A 19,491-nucleotide genomic window follows, 5' to 3' on the forward strand; every position below is an offset into this window, starting at 1 on the left:
ACGAATTTAACGAAAATTTTACGATTGTGATTCTAAAGGTGAAGTAAAAGTTTTATGACCCCCAATACATATTCCTTACAGATCAAAAAAACCTTATGAAAGATTAGAGTCACATTATTTGGGAAGTTATCTAAACAGATGCTTAACGGTAAAATACCCAGATCAACAAATGAATTTCTTTTGAGTGTAAAAATTGGGTAAAAAAAAATCCCGAAGAAATTCGGGAAAATCGAGAGCCAACTACGGGACTTGAACCCGTGACCTCTTCCTTACCAAGGAAGCACTCTACCGCTGAGCTAAGTCGGCATCAACTAAAAAAATCACACTGAGTAGCATGATTTTTTGTTGAGCGGAAGACGGGGGTCGAACCCGCGACATTCAGCTTGGAAGGCTGACGCTCTACCAACTGAGCTACTTCCGCAATTTTGTTTCCAAAATTATTGGTAAACGCTGTGCAAAACTAAGAAAACTTATTTAATCTTGCAAGTATTTTATTAATATAAAATGTGGGGAGAGCAGGATTCGAACCTACGAAGCCGAAGCAACTGAGTTACAGTCAGTCCCATTTAGCCACTCTGGAATCTCCCCAGATATTTTATATTAAAATGAGCCTCCAGAGGGATTCGAACCCACGACCCCGAGATTACAAATCACGTGCTCTGGCCAACTGAGCTATGGAGGCATTTTAATAAAAGACTGAAAGTGATTGAGAAACTCTACTCTACACGTTTCAGTGTTAAAAAAAATCACTTTTATTGTGTGATTTTATTGAGCGGAAGACGGGGGTCGAACCCGCGACATTCAGCTTGGAAGGCTGACGCTCTACCAACTGAGCTACTTCCGCAATTTTGTTTCCAAAACCATTGGTAAACGCTGTGCAAAACTAAGAAAACTTATTTAATCTTGCAAGTTTTTTTTATAAAAATATAAAGTGGGGAGAGCAGGATTCGAACCTACGAAGCCGAAGCAACTGAGTTACAGTCAGTCCCATTTAGCCACTCTGGAATCTCCCCAAAAAGTTTATATTTTATGAGCCTCCAGAGGGATTCGAACCCACGACCCCGAGATTACAAATCACGTGCTCTGGCCAACTGAGCTATGGAGGCAAATATAAAAAAAGAATTCAAAAGATCGCTGTTCCTTTTTTGCGAGTGCAAATATAGAACGGATTTTTTGAATTCTCAAATATTTTATAAACTTTTTTTAACTTTTTTTCCTATGCCATTTCTTTTTTCTTGATTAATAGCTTTTTAGCTGTATCAACACAAAGGTCCAAACTTTCTTCAAAACTCGCAGATGTCTTCTTTACTACGATATCATCTCCTGGAACCGCCAAAATAATCTCAGCTGTTTTATTCGCTTTATCAGCGTTATTTTCTACTTTTAAAAATACCTTACAATCTTGAATTTTGTCATAAAAGGTATCCAATTTGCTTACTTTTTTGTCGATGTGTGACTCTAGTGGTTCGTGTGGTGTTAAACCAATTGATTGAACTGAAATCTTCATAATTCTTCTTTTTTTGATGCTCGAGGGTGAGCCTGATTAAACACTTTTTTCAATTGTTCAATATTAGCATTCGTATAGACTTGAGTACTGGCAAGACTGGAATGCCCTAATATTTTTTTCACTTTGGAGATCTCCGCCCCATTATCCAAAACGTGTGTAGCAAAGCTATGCCGAAGGATATGAGGACTTCTTTTTTCTTTCGTTGTTACAAGACTAAGGTACTTATTAACTACCACATAAACAAATTTTTCGTTGAGTTTTTTCCCTTTCTTATTGACGAAAAAATATGATTTAAATTCTGTCTGTGGATTTCTTATTTCCAGATAACTTTTAAGGAGTTCAGACAATTCGTTGGAAATAGGGATTACTCTTTCTTTATTCCCCTTTCCTATTACTTTTAATTCATTTTCATATAAGTCAACATACTCAAATATCAGGCCACAAAGTTCGGCTTTACGCATTCCGGTCTGATAAAGAACCTCCATAATGCATTCTTCAAGCAGATCATGCACCTGTTGGAAGATTCTTTTATTAAGGTCTGTCATTTCCTCTTTAGATATAGGAATCTGTTTTTCAGCATAAAACTTCAGAGAAGAGATTCCTTCTGTTGGGGAAACTTTAATTTCTCCTATTTTTAAAAGAAAAAGATAAAAACTGCGGAGAGAAGATAGTTTTCGATTGATACTTCTTTTGGAAATATTATTTTCGCTTAGTTCAACAATAAAATTTCTGATAATTTTCTTGTCTGCTTTGGCTAAATTGTCGGAAGATTCTGTTCGGAGAAAGAAATGGGAAAAGTCTTCAAGGTCTTTTTTGTAGCTTGTAATAGTATGAGGAGAATATCTTTTTTCGAATTGTAAGTATTCTAAAAACTTTTCCAGCATCATAGGTATAAAAATAAAAATTCACTCCTCAAATATAAGAATTTAAGAAGTGAATTAATATATGGTTAAGAAAAAATCTTAAGCCTGCTCTTCTTTGCTAAGCGCTCTTTGTTTGTAAGCAGCTTTTAGCTTAGATTGTCTCAAAGTTACAGAAGGCTTGATAAAAGCTTGTCTAGATCTTAATTGACGAACAGTTCCTGTTTTATCAAATTTTCTCTTGTATTTTTTTAAAGCTCTGTCGATGGATTCACCATCTTTTACTGGAATTATTAACATATTTTACATCTCATTTTGGATTGCAAAACTAGGCAATTTTTCTTACAACACAAAATATATTACCATAAACAATCACTCCATTATCTAAAGTCATCTTAAAAACCTAGTATTAAAAGCCATTAACACATAATATTTTTTTATCCACAATGATTCAATATTTAAATCTTAATGGCTTCAAATTGGTCATCATAACCCCTAATTTTCATTAAAATCGTTCATATTAATGAAATATAAACAAAAAGCATTATCTTTGCATTCACTTTATTCATGGGGTTGACTGGTTTCGACAGCAAGACCAATGGGTAAGTAAGCATGCAGAGAACCGTAGCGCGATCTCTATAATCCCTTGCTACAAAATTTTAACTGGCAACGAAGAGTTCGCTCTTGCAGCTTAATATCGAAGTATAGTAGATCAAGCGTTTTCCCGAAGATTTCAGTAGGGAAGCAAGATATTCCACAAATGCTCTGTTCTGCGGCGTTTGATTCTGGGATATAGGAATGCGGAAATAAGGCTTTAGAAGCTTTGGCTAAAGCTCGAAAAATTTAGAAGATAAGTTGGAAGTTGAGTGTCTATCCTCTGCTTTCAATCGAAAACCAATGGTAGAATAAGCATGTAGAAAGCTTATGTATTGCTTGTTTGGACGAGGGTTCGAATCCCTCCAACTCCACAAAAACAAAACCTTAAATTATTCAACATAAATAATTTAAGGTTTTTTTGTTTTCACTTACTGTATAAAAAGTTTTTAACGGCGCCAATCTTCTACTTCCCTACTCCTCAAAATAGTCTGAAATAGATTGATCTTTTGACAATATAATGAGGATAAGCACTGACTTACTATCTGATTTTATGAAAGAATCTTTCAATTAACCTGACATCTTTTGTTATAATTTCAGCATCTCCTTTCAGTTCCTGATCAAAGTGAAAGTTTTTGTCATTAGAAATTGTTAAGCCTTTAGGTAGCATAACATTTACATAATACTTTCCAGTTTTACCAGAAGCCTCAGTTATCTTTTGCACCTTTCCCTCTACTACTCCATATTCCTGCTGGGGATAATTGTCAAATTTTATCAAAACTTTTTGACCCGATGTAACCTTAAGAGAATCTTCTATTGGGATATCCATCTTCCCTACAAACCTCTCTTCTTTTGGTAAAGTAGGTACTGCAGTGTCTCCTTCCATTATTTTTTCAGGACGATTTTGTGAGGTAACAATAATAGGCGCCCGGATATATTCGGGATATTTGATAAAATAACTCATCAATATAATAAGGAGTAAAACAATAAAAACTATAGTATTTCCCCATCGAATCATCCAATGAGGCGATGTAGAAAGTATCTTTTGTACACTTTCTGAATGAAGTTTAAGCTTGTCTGATATATTTTTTTTAGCTTCCAAGTTCTAATTGGTTTTTTACAAGTCTATAATATTCGCCTCTCTTAGCAACTAATTCAGCATGATTCCCTTCTTCTACCACACATCCTTTATCCAAAACAATAATTTTGTCAGCATTTTTCACTGTAGAAAGCCGATGTGCAATAACGATTGCTGTCCTACCCTTGAAAAACTGTTCCAGATTTCTCATTATTATTCTTTCATTATTGGCATCCAGTGCTGAAGTAGCTTCATCAAAGAAAATATATTCGGGAGATTTATAAATAGCTCTTGCAATAAAGAGTCTTTGCTTTTGCCCTCCGCTTATTCCTATTCCTTCATTGCCTATGCGAGTATTATAGCCGAGAGGTAGTTCATCAATAAAGTCTTTAATATTAGCAATCTCTACTGCTTTCAACAATTTTTTCTGATCTATATTTTCTTCTCCTACAGCAATATTTTCTTCAATTGAATCGTTAAAAACATATCCATCTTGCATAACAACTCCACAATGCTCCCGCCAAAATCTGGGCGAAATGTTTTTCAAATCGGTATTATCAATTTTTATTTCTCCTGTTTCTGGTTCATAAAATTTCATAATCAGTTTCAAAAGAGTAGTTTTCCCGCTCCCACTAGCCCCAACGATTGCAGTTGTTTTTTGATAAGGGATAACCAGATTTAAATTTTTGAAAACATATTGTTTCGTGCCAACATACCTAAAAGATATGTCTTTAATTTCAATGTCCTTTTTCGGAATTTCTGTAACATATTTCTCGTCGGCAATTTCCTCATCTTCTTTTTCATGTATTTCCCCTAATCTCTCTAAAGAAATTTTAGCATCCTGACTTTGCTTAATAAAATCGATTAGCTGCAATAACGGACTATTTAACTGTCCTACAATATACTGTACTGACAGCATCATACCCAAAGTAAGACTGCCATCCAAAACTAATTTTGCAGATAAAAAACTTACTAAAATATCTTTCATTTGATTGATGAAATTCCCACCAACAGATTGCCATTGTTCCAATGAAAGAGACTCAATTCTTATATCGAATAATTTGGCCTGCAAACCTTCCCAATCCCAACGCTTTTTCTTTTCGGCATTGTGCATTTTTATTTCCTGCATGCCATTAATGAGTTCAATTACTTTACTTTGTTCATGAGAAATCTGGGAAAATCTTTTATAGTCTAGCTTTTCTCTTTTATTAAGGAAAAAAGTGATCCAGGTAACATATAAGACGGCACCTATCAGATACACGATAAAAAGTCTGTAATCGTAATACAGTAAAACAATACTGAAAATTATCAGATTGACTAATGAGAACAATGTATTTAATGAAGAAGTCGTGAGAAGCTGTTCTATTCTGTGGTGATCATTAATCCTCTGCATAATATCTCCTGTCATCCTTGTATCAAAGAAACTGATAGGCAGCTTCATCAGCTTAATGAAGAATTCGGAAATTATAGAAATATTGATTCGTGTAGAAAGATGGAGAAGAATCCAACTGCGGGTAATTTCTATTCCCGTTTTCCCTAAAAAAAGCATAATCTGCGCAAGCAAAACGATATAAATAAAGTTTAAATCGCGGTTTTGTATCCCCACATCTACAATGCTTTGGGTAAGAAACGGAAAAATAAGTGAGAGCAAACTCCCTGCTAAAAGCCCTATAACTAATTGCCCTACCAGCAGTTTGTATTCAAACAGGTATTGAGACAGAAACTTAAGACTGGCTTTATTTTCTTGTTTATCGAGATGTTTTTTTAAAAAATCAGGCGTGGTTTCTAAAAATAAGACAACCCCTTCCTCAGTTTTTTCAGTGGCGTCTTCATCAATCCAACGCTTGAGAAATTCTGCTTGTTCATATTTAAGAATGCCAAATCCCGGGTCCGAGATATGGAAATAATATTTTTTATTTTTTTCTTCTATTTTGTATAAAACAACAAAATGATTTTTATCCCAATGGAGAATGCATGGTAATGGAGGATCATCAACCAACATATCGCAGCTGATTTTCACTGCCATAGTTTTAAAACCAATCTGTTCTGCAGCTGTACTTATGCCCTTGAGGCTGCTTCCTTCCCGGGTCGTCTCTGAAAGAAGACGTATCTGTTCTATGGAGAGTGTTTTGCCGAAGTATTTGGCTATTATCCGCAAACAAGTAGGGCCACAGTCTTTTGCATCAGGCTGCCTGTAGAAGGGAAAGGTAGTTTTAAACATTTTTCTAATCTACTTTTTCATTTCCAGCAAATGTTTTTTAATAAAATTTACCAGAAGATTGTTATTACTAATTTTCTTTTCATTCTTAATCAACTCAAGAAGTTTAATTATTTTTTTTTCTCTATCAGCATTGTTTGCAGTAGTAATATAAATATCTAAAAATTTGTCATAATATACTATCATTGGATATGTATAGTTATACTCATCAGTTTCTTTAGTTATATATTTTTTTGCCAGAGTTATATTTTCTTTGGCTTTTGAGATATCTTCAATTTCAAAATAATATAAAGCTCTATTAAAATAAATCTTATAATAATCAGAATCTTTTGGCGAGGTACCAGCCAGAGCCTCATCAGTCACCGATATAGCTCTACTAAAATCTTCGATACCATAATACAGATTGGCTATATACACATATTCATTGGGAGATATTTCGTGGCTTACATTAGTGATATGCTCTAATACATGATACTTTGTTTTTAAATTTTTTAAAATATCGTACTTATTATTTACCATAAACTCAGTTTCCAAACTGCTTATAATCCACGGATCAAAAGCGTAATTTATTGAATTATAAATAGACATAGGAATTATTGTATTATGATTTGCCGTTGGAAAATAATCATATTTCAACTTAAACTTAGGGCTATTTATGCTATCAATCTTCCCTTTATAGGCAACAGTTTCCTCTTTAAACGAATTTTCATATTGTCCGATACCACCATGTGATAAATATAAGTTTACATCTTGTGATGGGATATTTAATTTATCAACAGTTTTAGATGGAGAATACGCAATATACACCTGAAACAACTTACTCAAATTGATATCGTTTGCAAGGTCTAAAACAAATGATGCGGAATTAGAATGACCTAGAATTACATTATAATTCAATGCATTATATTTGTTAAGATGAATAATCGTTTTTTGGAGCATCTCTGCCAGCTCGTTTACCCCTTCACCAAAATACAACTTAGACCGATCATATACCTCCACCCTTACGAATATGACTTCAGGTATTTCTTTACCAAAGTTCTGCAAATAAGATATATTTGATTTCACTATATCAACAATGTTCTTTTCCTGAGAATCTAAAATGAAAAACACCGGATATTTTTTATTCTTTGCCGAAGAATTTTTAGCAACAGGCAGATCAACAATTATTTTAGCATTCTTTGTATTTACTAAAGTATCACTTAACACAGATCCATTTTGCGAAGACAAAAGATTAGACATCATAGCCGTAATAATTAAAAAACATTTAAAAAAAAATTTCATTTAGTATTTATTACAAATTAATAATTTGGCTAACAATAAATCATGAAAATGAAACGCGGATTGCTTGATCAGCATGACTTATTGGGTCCAATTTGTCTATTATATTTTGAAAAATTAATTTCACATTGAAGAATGGCTTTACTGCCCAATAAATCTTTATTGCATTGTCTGGAATTTTACTGAAATAAAGTAAATAGCCCGTAACACAATTCCCTTTAGACAGGACATAAATTCTTTATGTCTAAATTATTTTTTAGAGTAATGAATGACTTTGTTAACTTCAATAGGATTATTTTCTTTCATCATTGTTTCTTGCGCTTGCTTCTCAAATGTTTTCAACTGGTCTTTACTTGTAATTTGTGTACCTCTGTAAAAATACTGGGCATCCGGCTGCTTATCAAACTGTAACATAAAATCCTTGAAAGGCTCATTAAATCTTTCTAATTTTTTTTTCTGAACCATTTCCTCACTTACTTCTAAAGGTTTAGTACCTGCATAGCCTTCTATGAAACCTGTTGTATCATAGGTCACATCCAATGACTTCGACTGCAGCATGTTATACTTGAACTGACTTTTTGAATCATAAATTTGAAATATTAATCCTGGCAACCCTCTAAATTTATAAGGTCCTTCATTGTAAGGAATCTCTTTACAAAACCATGCCGTCCACTGTCTTCCTCCAAAAAATGTCGTGGCTTTTTGCAGAAGATATTTATCCGCCATTTTGGTTTCATTGCTTAAATTCCACTTCATTGAATTATCTGTTTGATACACAAACAAGTCATCCAGATTTTCGAAATTTTTGTTTTTGAAGGAATTTCGTTCCCTCGTAATAATATTTTGAAAACCCCAGGTTCGAAAGCGGTAGTTCTGATTAGCCTTATTAATGGAATCCATTCTAAGAAATTTATATTCATAGAATTTGACGTCCTTAGGGTTAATATCCAATACCATATTGGTTTTAATATAATCAGTGGAGGTTGAGTCTATTTTGAATTGTAATTCATAAATAAAACGATGAGTTTGTGCTGAAGTAAAAAAACAGCTCATCAGGAGAAGAAAAAATATTCGGTTTAACATAATGATTTGGTGGTTTTTAAGAAATAATTTTAAAGTAGGAGAAATCGTTTTCACATTTTATGTATCATAATACAAATCAAAACCTTATATCTCGCTACCGTATAATAAATCTGTGGAATTTCATTTATAATCTAAATATAATACAAACTGGAATAAATTGATTTTTAAAATAGATGCCAGCACTCTTTTATGGGGTTTGACGTAACATCGGCAGCACTAAAAATACGTGAGAAATTGATTAACTTCTCTGATATCGTTAAGGTCTTCCGAATTAAACCATTCCGGACTTTCATCTACAAGATTATTGAGCTCTTCAACAGTAATCTTTGCTTCATCTATGTGGTTTATTTTTACACAAATTTTCAAATGCTTGTATAACAATTTCCAATTATATAATTCGAGTTCAACAAATAATAACCTTTGAGGAAATGGATTTTTACCATGATACAGCTTTAAAGACTTTTTCGAATATTCATAAGCCGAAGTATAATTATCGTTGTCATAATAATGACAAATGATTTTGTAAGTAGTCTCAGCTCTTATCGGATCAATATCATCTGCTTTTGTATATTCGTTTAGAACAACATCCCAATCCTTCTCTAATAAGTATGAAATGCGTCCTATGATATATTGAGAATAAAATATTTCTTCACTGTACCCATCGGCTGTCATTGCAACCCTTTCTCTATATACTTTTAATGCCTTGTTTAATTTGTAGATACGGTCGTCATTATTAAATGTAAACAAAGCTGAAAAATAGTAGCTTTGCGCCAGATAAAAAAGCCATCTGGCAGCATCTGTTATATCATTTTTTTGCAGATGCTTTTCTAAAATATTTGCGTGATTTAAGTATTTTTCTGTTAAATTATTTTGCCACGAGTTACCATCGTTATAAACATTGATTTCAAAGTTTTCAATCACGGCACACGTAAACTTCGGTTCACATTTTAAATATTCGTGTACAGGTCCATACCAAAAGAAGGGTAAATCTAACCTGAAAAAGGTTAATCTTGAAAATATATCCCCATTCAGATGTACTTTACACAGATACGAATCTTCTGTCAGCGTATTCTTATCAAAGCCTTTATCCGTTACAACTTCATCACAATCCAGCCAATATCCATAAGTTTTTTTTTCATCCCAGCCCAGTGTACGAACAACCTCTTTTAATTTATTTAAAGCAAAATTCCGGCTATTATCAAAATAATCAAAAGTTCTATAAAATATAAATAATTGTTTTTTATTGATTTCTGCCCATTTCTTAATGACATCTACGGTATTATCTGTGGACCCTGTATCGACACACACTATCAAATCAGCAAAGTGTAAGTTGCTGTTTAACATCCGTTCGATAACATGCTCTTCATCTTTAAAAATAAAATTAAGTACAACTCTTTTCATTATTCCTGCCAGACATTATTGTAAGGATCATAACCACATAAAACCGGCTTTGCATTATGAATCTGGCTTTCATCTAAAAAGCCTCTACAATCGCTGCATACGTTTCTATATTCACAATCTTTACAAACACTCAGTTGATTTTTATTAATATTCCAAATGTCAGTAAATGATTCTTTAATTACAATTTCAGTTAATCTGTCTTGCTTTATATTACCAAAAGAAGAGGCTAATGTTGGACAGTTTTTAATATTTCCATTCGTATCAACACCAATTTTCTTATACAGGCACGAATTGTATTTTAATGATTCATTAAACATTCTAAAGTTTGTGGTAAAATATTCCGGAGAGATTTTCCCGCAATGAGTCTCATCTTTAATTTCCTGCATAATAAAAACCACATTCCCCATGTAAGAAAAATATTCAGCGTTAATAATTTCTATCCTGCTAAAGGGTGTAGAGTGAACAAAAACACTTTTAATTCTTAAGTTTTGCTTGGTTAATTCTATTAAAAAATCAACATTATATGATTCATCATACTTGATTATAAAATCTAAAGAAGTAATCCTTGAGTTGCCAAGAAGGGTTACAATTTTAATTATTTCTGCTTTTGAAGGAGAATGAAAAAATCTGAATTGACAATTTTTACATCCCAGCAATTCCAGATCAGAAAAGATTTCCTCAAGATGCTGTAAATTTTGTGATGTACTATCAAAATCAATAATAGCACTTTCAATGATTGAAGGACTTTCAATATAATCACCCAACGGCGGAAAACAATCAGCTGACTCAGAATAAAATATCAGATCATTTTCATATAAAAAATCCAAGTACTCCATTAAAACCTCTTCTTCCCCTTTGAAATCTCCGAACAGCTTTTCTAATTTTTGATTATTATAGTTGAGAAGAATTGTGTGTAAAGAATTTGGGATATGATACCATTCTTCTCTTTGAGTGTCTACTATCACGGATCTTTTCACCCCTTTTGTCATAAGACATACTGAATACAGTTGTAAAAATTTATCCTTTAAAATTGTATAATCCATCATTTAGTTTTCTGGTTTATGTCTTCATTTAATTTTTTTAAATCAATAATTTTACTGATCGGTTTGTTGGCACCTCCTTCAGGCACACAATATGTGCTGTCATAAGCATCCACGGGAAATGCCTCCTGTCTTTTCTTATCAATATTTAATTTAATTTTAGTTAAATATTTATATATGTATGGTAGTTTTGTCATTTTCAAATTAGTTAGATAGATATTCTGCTATTTTTGATTCAAGATTGTATGAACACGCTTGGGAAACCGCTCCAAACTGCCCCACAGGATTAACTTCTAAAAAATAATACTGTCCCTTTGTATATATTAAATCCAGTGAACCACAATTCAAATTAATCTTATGCATGAATGAAACTATTTTTTCTTCTACATCAACAGGTAATTTGTAGGGAACATTCCGGTTAGGTCTATCGAAATTATATTTTCGGAAATCAGTTTGAGTCTTAGCATCTGCCTGACTAAAAATAGCCATGCTATAACAAGTTCCGTGGAGATAAAAAATTCTAATTTCATATTCTTTTTCAATCTTATGCTGGAATAAACTAGGATAAAATTGAATAGAATCATTGATATCATCCGCAGGAACATCTTCAGTAAAATACATATATCTGTTTATGTCATCCTGAGCATGAAGAATGTCTTGGATACTTTTTGTGATAAGTGTAGCTTTGGAAGTATTTTTAAAATTTGTTAAAATCTTAGTTTCAGGTATGGGCAGCCCGCAGCTATTAGCAACGGTAAGCTGTTTCAGTTTATTGATATGGGCACTTGACTGGCTTCCAATAGTCTTCTCAATATGAGTCTCCAGATACCAATGGATATATTCATGTAATTCACGGGACTCTGCGTACAGATGTTCTCTTGATTTAAGCGATATCTTTTCACTTTTAAATAGCTCGTATATATCTTTCATTTCCGGTAAAGGAAACATGGGAATGCCTCCTCTTCTATACCAGCATGAATAAACATCATTTAAATCCAGAGGTGCTTTGTTTTCAAAATAAAGTATGAATTTTGTAACCTCTCCTTCTTCAAAATCTAAGCGCACATCAACAAGCCTGTCAGAATCTACATTTACCCTGTAAAAATCTTTTTGGGAAGCGATCAGATAATCAATTACTCTATTGGTAGAGATATCAGATTTCTGACTTAAAATTAAAATAGTTTTTTTCAACTTGAATTTTTTTACTATTAGAAATAAAAAGCCTTAAATACTAACTGTATTAAATAAGTTAAATATTTAAGGCTGGATAATTTAAAAATTATTTTGCTGATCTACCAAGACCAAAGCCTGGTTCTAAGCCAACACTTGTTCCTCCATTTGGATCTTTTTCACAATCTGGACATGCGCTATCAGTATCAAAAGTACTTTCGTTTGTCACAGAACTTGATGTGCTTGTATTACCAGCTAGACCTCCTTTAATTAATTCAGTGATTTCCAAAGTGTTTTTTGAATATTTACCAAATTTCTCGCTTTTTAAACTTTCTAATTTCATAGTGTAAAAAATTAATATTTTGTAATGTTTGTTTAGTTTCCTTTAACTCCCATTTCTAATTTAAACTGCGTGCACTCAATCATGGTTAAAAATTTGTCTAAAGCAAAACTTTTTTAAAAGTATTAAAAAAAAATCAAACTTATCAACGCTTTGTGAGTTTTTTTTTAATAAAAAACACAATAATATGAATATATAATAAACATACTCTCATTTATGTGAATTAAAATTTAATCCCATGATGGATCAATGAAGGTATCGGGAATAGTATGCTTAACTGAAAATTATTTTTAATAAAAAAAATTACAGAAACATAAAATAATTATATCAATGCTCATAGAAATAATTTATAAAATAAGGTATAAAAACAAAAGTAAAATGGCAACTACGGAACATTACACATGAACATTAAAGGCAGAAGCCCACAAGATTAAAGTAAAGACTTAGGTAAAATAAAAACGGACTCATTCTTTTGAAATCCGAACCCTGGCAGAATAGCTATTATAATAAATATCGATTTTGGTTTGAAAACAAGTTTATCTGCAAAAGATGAAAAACACTTATCAAATGTGTTACTAAACAAAATTTTCAGCATTATTAATTCTATAGTAAATTGTCCTTTCTAGTAACAATCTCAATATTTCAAACTTATTGATCAGAAATCATCTATCCTCAAATCTAAATTAGAACATCTAATCAACAAATTAATATGTTTACACTACTTATTCCTGATAAAGAGAATAGTATTTTATCAACAAACTAATACTACCATCTTATCAAAACTAAAAAGCACATTTTATTAATCCTCTTTTAGCATTGTCATTTTAACAATAGCAACGAATATATTGGACTCAATGAGTTTAGGGTAAAAAAAAAGAATGACAGGGTAATGGTAAGAGTTCCCGATTTTTCTGTACCTATTTACTATACTAAAGAAAAGGATTAATCAAACTCAAGAAGGTTAGGCTTCTATTCATTTCTCATCAAAAAGATTGGAAAGTAGAGATTGGGTTATAAAAATTCTCAATCAAAAGTCAATTTTAAAGTTCATACATCATTTTTATTGATAAGAAGGGAGAATTCTGCTTGACCTCAAACTTTCTTAATTTGAAGCACCTTATCCTTTTACCGTTTCATCAAAATATAACCCACTGAAAACTAAAAGACTAAAGCTAAACAATCTAAAATGAAAGCTTCCGGTCCACAAAAAAGACTAAAAAAATGTTTTATCGTAAAGAATTTTATATATTTGCACCATCTAACAATTAAAAAAATAATTTACTATGTCAGACATTGCATCAAGAGTAAAAGCTATCATCGCTGATAAGCTTGACGTTGAAGAAACAGAAGTAACTCCTGAAGCTAGCTTCACTAACGATTTAGGAGCTGATTCACTAGATACAGTTGAGTTAATCATGGAATTTGAAAAAGAATTTAACATTCAGATCCCTGATGACCAAGCTGAAAAAATTACTACTGTAGGACACGCTATCGCTTACATCGAAGAAGTAGTAAATAAATAATATTCTTCAACAAAAAAGAAATTAAACAAAGTTTATGGAATTAAAAAGAGTAGTTGTAACCGGATTTGGAGCAATAACGCCAATAGGAAATAATGCAAAAGAATACTGGGAAAATCTTGTGAAAGGTGAGAGCGGTGCCGCTCCGATTACTCTTTTTGATGCCACAAACTTTAAAACAAAGTTCGCTTGCGAGGTGAAAAATTTCGATCCGTTACAGCATTTCGATAAGAAAGAGGCTAAAAAAATGGACCGAAACACTCAATTGGGACTTGTTGCTGCAAGAGAAGCAGTAGCGCATTCCGGAATTATTGAAGGCAATGTAGATAAAAACAGAGTTGGTGTAATCTGGGGATCCGGAATCGGAGGATTAGAGACTTTTGAAACTGAAGTGTTAGGATGGGCCAATACGGAAATTCCGAGATTTAACCCTTTCTTTATCCCAAAAATGATTGCGGATATCACTCCTGGACATATCTCAATTGAATACGGTTTCCACGGACCTAACTACACGACTGTATCTGCATGTGCATCTTCAGCAAATGCTATAATTGATTCCAAAATGCTGATCCAATTAGGAAAAGCAGATGTTATTGTGTGCGGAGGCTCTGAAGCTGCCGTTACAGCAAGTGGTGTCGGTGGATTCAACGCAATGATGGCACTTTCTACAAGAAATGATGACCCTAAAACTGCTTCAAGACCTTTTGATAAAGACAGAGATGGATTTGTATTGGGTGAAGGAGCCGGCTGTATCATTCTTGAAGAATATGAGCACGCTGTAAAACGTGGTGCTACAATTTATGCAGAATTATTAGGAGGTGGTTTAAGTGCTGATGCACATCACATGACCGCTCCGCATCCTGAAGGCCTTGGTGCTTATCTGGTAATGAAGAGCTGCCTGGAAGATGCAGGTTTAACTGCTGATGAAGTAGATCATATCAATATGCATGGTACTTCTACTCCATTAGGAGACATCGCAGAATCCAATGCTATCTCAAGATTATTAGGCGAGCACGCTTATGACATTCAGATTAATTCTACAAAATCAATGACTGGACACCTTTTAGGAGCTGCCGGAGTTATTGAAGCTATCGCTGCATTGGGAACTATTATTCATGGTACTGTTCCTCCTACCATCAACCATTTTACTGATGATGAAAATATTGACAGCAGACTAAACTTTACGTTTAATACGGCTGTGAAGAAAGATGTAAAAGTAGCCATGAGCAATACTTTTGGATTTGGCGGGCATAACGCTTGCGTTCTATTTAAGAAAATCTAAATTCAATGAATGGAGTTACAGAAATACTTTTCTAAATTCCTTCTCAAAAAAAGAAAAAGACAATTAACGGAGAGAGAATATTTTCTCAGTACCGAGCTTAGTAAAGTATTGGGTACCGAGGTTCAAAATATAGCTCTTTACCGCGAAGCTTTTTCTTTAAAAAATTCTTCTAAAAATCAAGACAGCAATTACGAAAGGCTTGAATTTTTGGGAGATTCTGTTTTGGGTACAATTATTTCTTGTCATTTGTTCCAGACGTATCCTCAGGCTAATGAGGGATATCTGACACAAATGAAATCTAAGATTGTTAATAGGAAAAATCTCAATAAATTAGGAGAAGATCTCAAGCTTACCAACCTTTTGCAAAAGCAAAACAGTTCTTCCGCTTTGGGAGAGAATATCTCCGGAAATTTATTCGAGGCCTTAATCGGTGCCGTTTATTTAGACTTCCATTATGATGCCTGCAAAAGGATCATCTTGGAAAAATTGCTGACCCCTTCTGAGATCAATAAGCTTGAAAACAAAATTGTAAGCTACAAAGGTCTCCTTCTTGAATGGAGCCAAAAGAAGAAGGTTAACATAAAGTACGAAACCTGCGAGGAAATACAGGCAAATAAAGCTGTCGTATTCAGATGTCATGTATGGCTGGGAGATGAAAAGATTGCGAATGCAACTGAGACTTCTAAGAAGAAAGCAGAGGAAAAAGCAGCACATAGGGCATTTTATATTTTAAATAAAAAAGAAAATATACTTGGAAATTCAAAAACTTTATGATCTTGATGATATAGAATTTGAAGATATTGCCATAGGATTGGTAAGATTAGCCAAAGATGTACCTGCTCACGAGTTTTTCTATAAAATAAATCAAACAAACGACCTCAATTTTTCAAGAAAGAAAGATCTTGTCTTTCATGGGGGATATTATGATTATCTTTTTCCAAGATTTGAAGCCTACCACAAGTTTTCAAAGACCTGTTTCACCTTCATTTCAAATAAATCTTCTGAAAGTAAGCAAAAAAAAATTCAGACAGAACTCTTTACAGAAGAAGAAAACATTAAATTTTTATTAAATAATCAGGTAGATGTGGAATATATTCTGCATAGTTCGGAACAGTTTCCTGATTTTTCCGTAATTTTGCTCCCTGAAAATCTTGTGTTTCCAATTCAAGATTACACACTGAGTTCTGATGAAGAACTTTATCAAATTATCCAGTATTATGAATAAGTATTTAAAGAAGACAAAAATTATCGCAACACTAGGGCCTGCTTCATCGTCGAAGGAGGTAATGTTAGATTTAATGAAAGCGGGTGTTGATATTTTCAGAATAAATTTTTCCCATGCAGATTACGACTTAGTTCGAAAAAATATTGAAATAATTAGAGAGCTAAACAGCGAGTATGGTTATTCAGTGGGAATCTTGGGAGATCTTCAGGGTCCTAAGCTGAGAGTAGGAGTTGTAAAGGAAGGATCTTATCTGAACCCAGGTGATATTCTTACCTTCACCAATGAAAAGATGGAGGGAGATTCCACGAAAGTGTACATGACTTACCAACAGTTTCCACAAGACGTAAAAGTAGGAGAAAGAATCCTTATTGACGATGGGAAGCTGATGTTGGAGGTTACTGAAACCAATGAAATAGATACGGTAAAAGCAAAAACCATTCAAGGAGGGCCGTTAAGCTCTAAAAAAGGAGTTAATTTACCTAATACAAATGTTTCTCTTCCTGCATTGACAGAAAAGGATATTCAGGATGCTAATTTCATGCTTGACATGGAAGTTGACTGGATTGCCTTATCATTTGTTCGTCATGCCCAGGATATTATCGACTTGAAGGAGCTTATCAAGGCGCATCCAAATGGTAAATTCAAGACTCCGATTATTGCAAAGATTGAAAAGCCTGAAGGGGTTAAAAATATTGAAGAAATCCTTCTTGAATGTGATGGATTAATGGTAGCTCGTGGAGACCTTGGAGTAGAAGTTCCAATGGAAGAAGTTCCTGCAATTCAAAAAAACCTGGTAGAAAAAGCAAGATTCTATTCTAAGCCGGTGATTATCGCTACCCAGATGATGGAAACGATGATCAACAGCTTAACACCAACCAGAGCGGAAGTAAATGACGTTGCCAACTCTGTATTGGATGGTGCAGATGCCGTAATGCTTTCGGGAGAAACTTCTGTAGGGAGATATCCGGTACAGGTTGTGGAAAACATGGCCAAAATTGTAAAGAATATCGAAACCACTCATTTTTACCAACATAAAAATGAGCCTATCGAAAAAGATTATAACTGTATTGATGAGAGATTCATTACCAACAGGGTTTGCCTTGCCGCGGTAAGAATTGCTAAAACAACAAACGTTTCTGCTATTGTAACGCTTACTCACTCTGGATACACTGCTTTCCAGCTTGCAGCCCACAGACCAAACTCTCACATCATTGTATATAGTGGTAACAAAAGGGTTATTACCATGCTGAACCTTCTTTGGGGTGTTCACGCATACTATTATGATATGAAGAAATCTACTGATGAAACGATTATCCAGGTAAATATGTTAACGCATAATTATGGCTATATCGAAACAGGAGATTTCGTAATCAATATCAATGCAACTCCATCCTATGAAGGTGGAAAAACCAATACATTGAGATTGACTACTGTATAAGCAATAAGCAAAATTACTTTTTGTCAAAACATAAAAAACTCCTGGAAATTGATTTCCGGGAGTTTTTTTATATTATAAAATTGGCTCATGAATACATTGTACTTTTTACATTGTACAATATACTACGGTACAATCTAATTACCTACAATAGTCTTAGCTGTCACGAATTCTTTTAAAGCCAACAGAGACAATTCTGTTCCATATCCTGAAGCTTTTGTTCCTCCAAATGGAAAACGCGGATCAGAACTCGTCATACGATTGATATTGACAGTTCCTGACTCAAGGTTTTCAATGAAGAATAACTGGCGTTCTTTATTTTTCGTCCAAACAGAATTAGAAAGTCCGAAAGGAATATCATTCGCCATCTGCAAAGCTTCTTCCTGATTTTTTGCTATCATAATCATTCCAAGAGGTCCGAAAAGTTCTTCTTTCAAAATTGGATTTCCTTCCTGAACTCTGATTAAACCAGGTTTAAATTCATTTTCAGAAACCCTTTCCAAAGGAATGATAATTTCGGCACCATTTTCCAGCGCTCTGTTGAACTGCGCTTCCAACTCATCAGCAAGATCAGGTCTAGCCATTCCTGCTAATTTCGTTTCTTTATTTAAAGGATCTCCAATTTCATATTTTTTATATTCTTCAATAAATATTGGTAAAAACTGATCCTCAATCTTTTCATCAATAATAAATCTTTTGGCTGCAGTACAGGTTTGTCCACAGTTTTGAAGTCTTGATTTCACTCCCGCTTTTGCTGCATCTTCCAGGTCTGCATCATCAAAAATGATAAAAGAATCACTACCACCCAGTTCAAGCAAAGATTTTTTGATATTTAATCCGGCTATTGAAGCCACTTCTCCACCTGCTTTTCCACTTCCTGTTAAGCTCACTCCTCTTACAGCATCGTGTTCAAGGATTTCTTTTACAGCTTTGTGTCCTACTTCAAGATTTTGAAAAATACCTTCAGGAAAACCTGCTTCCAGAAGAACATCTACAATGGCATTTCCACTTCCGAAACAAATTGATGCATGCTTTAAAACCACTGTATTTCCAGCCAAAATTGCAGGAGTAGCAAATCTTAATACCTGCCAAAAAGGAAAATTCCAAGGCATTACGCCTAAAATTACTCCTTTGGGAGCATAGTGAACTTCAGAATAAGCAAATTCTGATTCTACTTTCTCAGGTTTTAAAATATTCTCAGCGTTTGCATAATAATTCATCATTAAAGCACACTTTTCTACTTCAGCAATAGATTCTGAAATAGGTTTGTTCATTTCTGTTGTAATTATTCTCCCAAATTTCTCCGAATTATTCTTTAAAATTTCCGCTGCTTTTGCAATTAACTTCTGCCTTTCCTCAAACGGCACTTTTCTCCATACTGAAAACGCTTTATCTGCTTTAATAAGCTTGCTTTCAATTAATTGTTCCATAATATAAATTTCTGTTTTAAATTCAGCTAA

18 protein-coding genes, 7 tRNA genes and 1 other RNA gene are annotated in these 19,491 nt (G+C 33.5%); 6 read left to right on the plus strand and 20 right to left on the minus strand.

The window, feature by feature from the left end:
• Window positions 1-234: 234 nt before the first annotated feature.
• The 10 genes from ODR02_RS17410 to rpsU all read right to left on the minus strand — a co-directional run bounded on the left by ODR02_RS17410 (window position 235) and on the right by rpsU (window position 2,667).
• Window positions 235-306: transfer RNA gene (locus ODR02_RS17410), tRNA-Thr, on the minus strand.
• A 42-nt stretch (window positions 307-348) separates the two neighbouring features.
• Window positions 349-421 (minus strand) — tRNA-Gly (locus ODR02_RS17415).
• An 86-nt stretch (window positions 422-507) separates the two neighbouring features.
• Window positions 508-588 (minus strand) — tRNA-Tyr (locus ODR02_RS17420).
• Window positions 589-608: 20 nt separating this feature from the next.
• Window positions 609-682: transfer RNA gene (locus ODR02_RS17425), tRNA-Thr, on the minus strand.
• A gap of 89 nt (window positions 683-771) precedes the next feature.
• Window positions 772-844 (minus strand) — tRNA-Gly (locus tag ODR02_RS17430).
• A gap of 88 nt (window positions 845-932) precedes the next feature.
• Window positions 933-1,013, minus strand: a tRNA-Tyr gene (locus ODR02_RS17435).
• Window positions 1,014-1,032: 19 nt separating this feature from the next.
• Window positions 1,033-1,106: transfer RNA gene (locus tag ODR02_RS17440), tRNA-Thr, on the minus strand.
• 110 nt (window positions 1,107-1,216) lie between these two features.
• On the minus strand, window positions 1,217-1,507 hold the full coding sequence (locus ODR02_RS17445; RefSeq protein WP_209786941.1) for an HPF/RaiA family ribosome-associated protein: 291 nt from the start codon (window positions 1,505-1,507) through the stop codon (window positions 1,217-1,219).
• A complete protein-coding gene (locus ODR02_RS17450; protein ID WP_309512931.1) occupies window positions 1,504-2,391 on the minus strand; it encodes a tyrosine-type recombinase/integrase in 888 nt (295 codons plus the stop codon). Before ODR02_RS17450 ends, ODR02_RS17445 begins: the two co-directional genes overlap by 4 nt.
• Window positions 2,392-2,469: 78 nt before the next feature.
• The gene (gene rpsU / locus ODR02_RS17455; RefSeq protein WP_045501128.1) at window positions 2,470-2,667 is read right to left on the minus strand and encodes a 30S ribosomal protein S21; all 198 of its coding nucleotides are present in this window, start codon (window positions 2,665-2,667) and stop codon (window positions 2,470-2,472) included.
• Window positions 2,668-2,936: 269 nt separating this feature from the next.
• Here rpsU and ssrA point away from each other — a divergent pair.
• Window positions 2,937-3,338: a transfer-messenger RNA gene (gene ssrA / locus ODR02_RS17460) on the plus strand.
• A gap of 164 nt (window positions 3,339-3,502) precedes the next feature.
• Here the strand turns inward: ssrA and ODR02_RS17465 are convergent.
• The 9 genes from ODR02_RS17465 to ODR02_RS17505 all read right to left on the minus strand — a co-directional run bounded on the left by ODR02_RS17465 (window position 3,503) and on the right by ODR02_RS17505 (window position 12,572).
• The gene (locus tag ODR02_RS17465) at window positions 3,503-4,063 is read right to left on the minus strand and encodes an HlyD family efflux transporter periplasmic adaptor subunit (protein ID WP_209786940.1); all 561 of its coding nucleotides are present in this window, start codon (window positions 4,061-4,063) and stop codon (window positions 3,503-3,505) included.
• Window positions 4,053-6,260: a peptidase domain-containing ABC transporter gene (locus ODR02_RS17470; protein ID WP_209786939.1), complete on the minus strand. Its 2,208-nt coding sequence runs from the start codon at window positions 6,258-6,260 to the stop codon at window positions 4,053-4,055. The genes ODR02_RS17465 and ODR02_RS17470 overlap by 11 nt, the downstream gene beginning before the upstream one ends.
• Before the next feature lie 9 nt (window positions 6,261-6,269).
• Window positions 6,270-7,499 (minus strand): hypothetical protein, encoded by a 1,230-nt coding sequence (locus tag ODR02_RS17475; protein ID WP_209786938.1) that lies wholly within the window; start codon window positions 7,497-7,499, stop codon window positions 6,270-6,272.
• Window positions 7,500-7,784: 285 nt separating this feature from the next.
• A complete protein-coding gene (locus tag ODR02_RS17480) occupies window positions 7,785-8,618 on the minus strand; it encodes a GLPGLI family protein (RefSeq protein WP_280895007.1) in 834 nt (277 codons plus the stop codon).
• 216 nt (window positions 8,619-8,834) lie between these two features.
• Window positions 8,835-10,019, minus strand: coding sequence for a tetratricopeptide repeat-containing glycosyltransferase (locus ODR02_RS17485; protein ID WP_209786936.1), 1,185 nt, complete (start codon window positions 10,017-10,019; stop codon window positions 8,835-8,837).
• Window positions 10,019-11,065, minus strand: a complete 1,047-nt coding sequence (gene gwsS, locus ODR02_RS17490; RefSeq protein ID WP_209786935.1) for a grasp-with-spasm system SPASM domain peptide maturase — start codon at window positions 11,063-11,065, stop codon at window positions 10,019-10,021. The genes ODR02_RS17485 and gwsS overlap by 1 nt, the downstream gene beginning before the upstream one ends.
• Window positions 11,062-11,256, minus strand: coding sequence for a hypothetical protein (locus ODR02_RS17495; RefSeq protein WP_105681630.1), 195 nt, complete (start codon window positions 11,254-11,256; stop codon window positions 11,062-11,064). The genes gwsS and ODR02_RS17495 overlap by 4 nt, the downstream gene beginning before the upstream one ends.
• A 7-nt stretch (window positions 11,257-11,263) precedes the next feature.
• Window positions 11,264-12,250: a grasp-with-spasm system ATP-grasp peptide maturase gene (gwsG, locus tag ODR02_RS17500; RefSeq protein WP_309512916.1), complete on the minus strand. Its 987-nt coding sequence runs from the start codon at window positions 12,248-12,250 to the stop codon at window positions 11,264-11,266.
• Window positions 12,251-12,338: 88 nt separating this feature from the next.
• Window positions 12,339-12,572: a hypothetical protein gene (locus tag ODR02_RS17505; protein WP_105681632.1), complete on the minus strand. Its 234-nt coding sequence runs from the start codon at window positions 12,570-12,572 to the stop codon at window positions 12,339-12,341.
• A 1,280-nt stretch (window positions 12,573-13,852) separates the two neighbouring features.
• Between ODR02_RS17505 and ODR02_RS17510 the strand changes: the two genes are divergently transcribed.
• The 5 genes from ODR02_RS17510 to pyk are packed head-to-tail and all read left to right on the plus strand — an operon-like array spanning window position 13,853 to window position 18,034.
• Window positions 13,853-14,092: an acyl carrier protein gene (locus ODR02_RS17510; RefSeq protein ID WP_002976354.1), complete on the plus strand. Its 240-nt coding sequence runs from the start codon at window positions 13,853-13,855 to the stop codon at window positions 14,090-14,092.
• A gap of 34 nt (window positions 14,093-14,126) precedes the next feature.
• Window positions 14,127-15,371: a beta-ketoacyl-ACP synthase II gene (gene fabF, locus ODR02_RS17515; protein WP_209786933.1), complete on the plus strand. Its 1,245-nt coding sequence runs from the start codon at window positions 14,127-14,129 to the stop codon at window positions 15,369-15,371.
• A gap of 9 nt (window positions 15,372-15,380) precedes the next feature.
• Entirely contained in the window at window positions 15,381-16,145 is a 765-nt protein-coding gene (rnc, locus tag ODR02_RS17520; RefSeq protein WP_209786932.1) for a ribonuclease III, read from the plus strand.
• Window positions 16,123-16,596 carry an IPExxxVDY family protein gene (locus ODR02_RS17525; RefSeq protein ID WP_209786931.1) on the plus strand — a complete coding sequence of 158 codons (474 nt, stop codon included), beginning with the start codon at window positions 16,123-16,125 and terminating at the stop codon, window positions 16,594-16,596. The genes rnc and ODR02_RS17525 overlap by 23 nt, the downstream gene beginning before the upstream one ends.
• Entirely contained in the window at window positions 16,589-18,034 is a 1,446-nt protein-coding gene (gene pyk, locus ODR02_RS17530) for a pyruvate kinase (protein WP_105681637.1), read from the plus strand. Before ODR02_RS17525 ends, pyk begins: the two co-directional genes overlap by 8 nt.
• Window positions 18,035-18,168: 134 nt before the next feature.
• Here the strand turns inward: pyk and ODR02_RS17535 are convergent, their stop codons facing one another.
• Window positions 18,169-19,461, minus strand: a complete 1,293-nt coding sequence (locus tag ODR02_RS17535; protein ID WP_309512917.1) for an aldehyde dehydrogenase family protein — start codon at window positions 19,459-19,461, stop codon at window positions 18,169-18,171.
• Window positions 19,462-19,491 lie beyond the last annotated feature (30 nt).

Origin of the sequence: Chryseobacterium sp. CFS2 (genome assembly GCF_036543225.1) — a bacterium.
Lineage (GTDB): Bacteria > Bacteroidota > Bacteroidia > Flavobacteriales > Weeksellaceae > Chryseobacterium > Chryseobacterium culicis_A.

Excerpts from the sequence above, each read along its gene's own strand:
- rnc (WP_209786932.1), top strand. The coding sequence starts at position 15,381 with ATGGAGTTACAGAAATACTTTTCTAAATTCCTTCTCAAAAAAAGAAAA.
- ODR02_RS17480 (WP_280895007.1), bottom strand. The coding sequence starts at position 8,618 with ATGTTAAACCGAATATTTTTTCTTCTCCTGATGAGCTGTTTTTTTACT.
- ODR02_RS17450 (WP_309512931.1), bottom strand. The coding sequence starts at position 2,391 with ATGCTGGAAAAGTTTTTAGAATACTTACAATTCGAAAAAAGATATTCT.
- rpsU (WP_045501128.1), bottom strand. The coding sequence starts at position 2,667 with ATGTTAATAATTCCAGTAAAAGATGGTGAATCCATCGACAGAGCTTTA.
- fabF (WP_209786933.1), top strand. The coding sequence starts at position 14,127 with ATGGAATTAAAAAGAGTAGTTGTAACCGGATTTGGAGCAATAACGCCA.
- ODR02_RS17445 (WP_209786941.1), bottom strand. The coding sequence starts at position 1,507 with ATGAAGATTTCAGTTCAATCAATTGGTTTAACACCACACGAACCACTA.
- gwsS (WP_209786935.1), bottom strand. The coding sequence starts at position 11,065 with ATGATGGATTATACAATTTTAAAGGATAAATTTTTACAACTGTATTCA.
- ODR02_RS17470 (WP_209786939.1), bottom strand. The coding sequence starts at position 6,260 with ATGTTTAAAACTACCTTTCCCTTCTACAGGCAGCCTGATGCAAAAGAC.
- ODR02_RS17485 (WP_209786936.1), bottom strand. The coding sequence starts at position 10,019 with ATGAAAAGAGTTGTACTTAATTTTATTTTTAAAGATGAAGAGCATGTT.
- ODR02_RS17535 (WP_309512917.1), bottom strand. The coding sequence starts at position 19,461 with ATGGAACAATTAATTGAAAGCAAGCTTATTAAAGCAGATAAAGCGTTT.
- ODR02_RS17495 (WP_105681630.1), bottom strand. The coding sequence starts at position 11,256 with ATGACAAAACTACCATACATATATAAATATTTAACTAAAATTAAATTA.
- pyk (WP_105681637.1), top strand. The coding sequence starts at position 16,589 with ATGAATAAGTATTTAAAGAAGACAAAAATTATCGCAACACTAGGGCCT.
- ODR02_RS17510 (WP_002976354.1), top strand. The coding sequence starts at position 13,853 with ATGTCAGACATTGCATCAAGAGTAAAAGCTATCATCGCTGATAAGCTT.
- ODR02_RS17475 (WP_209786938.1), bottom strand. The coding sequence starts at position 7,499 with ATGATGTCTAATCTTTTGTCTTCGCAAAATGGATCTGTGTTAAGTGAT.
- ODR02_RS17505 (WP_105681632.1), bottom strand. The coding sequence starts at position 12,572 with ATGAAATTAGAAAGTTTAAAAAGCGAGAAATTTGGTAAATATTCAAAA.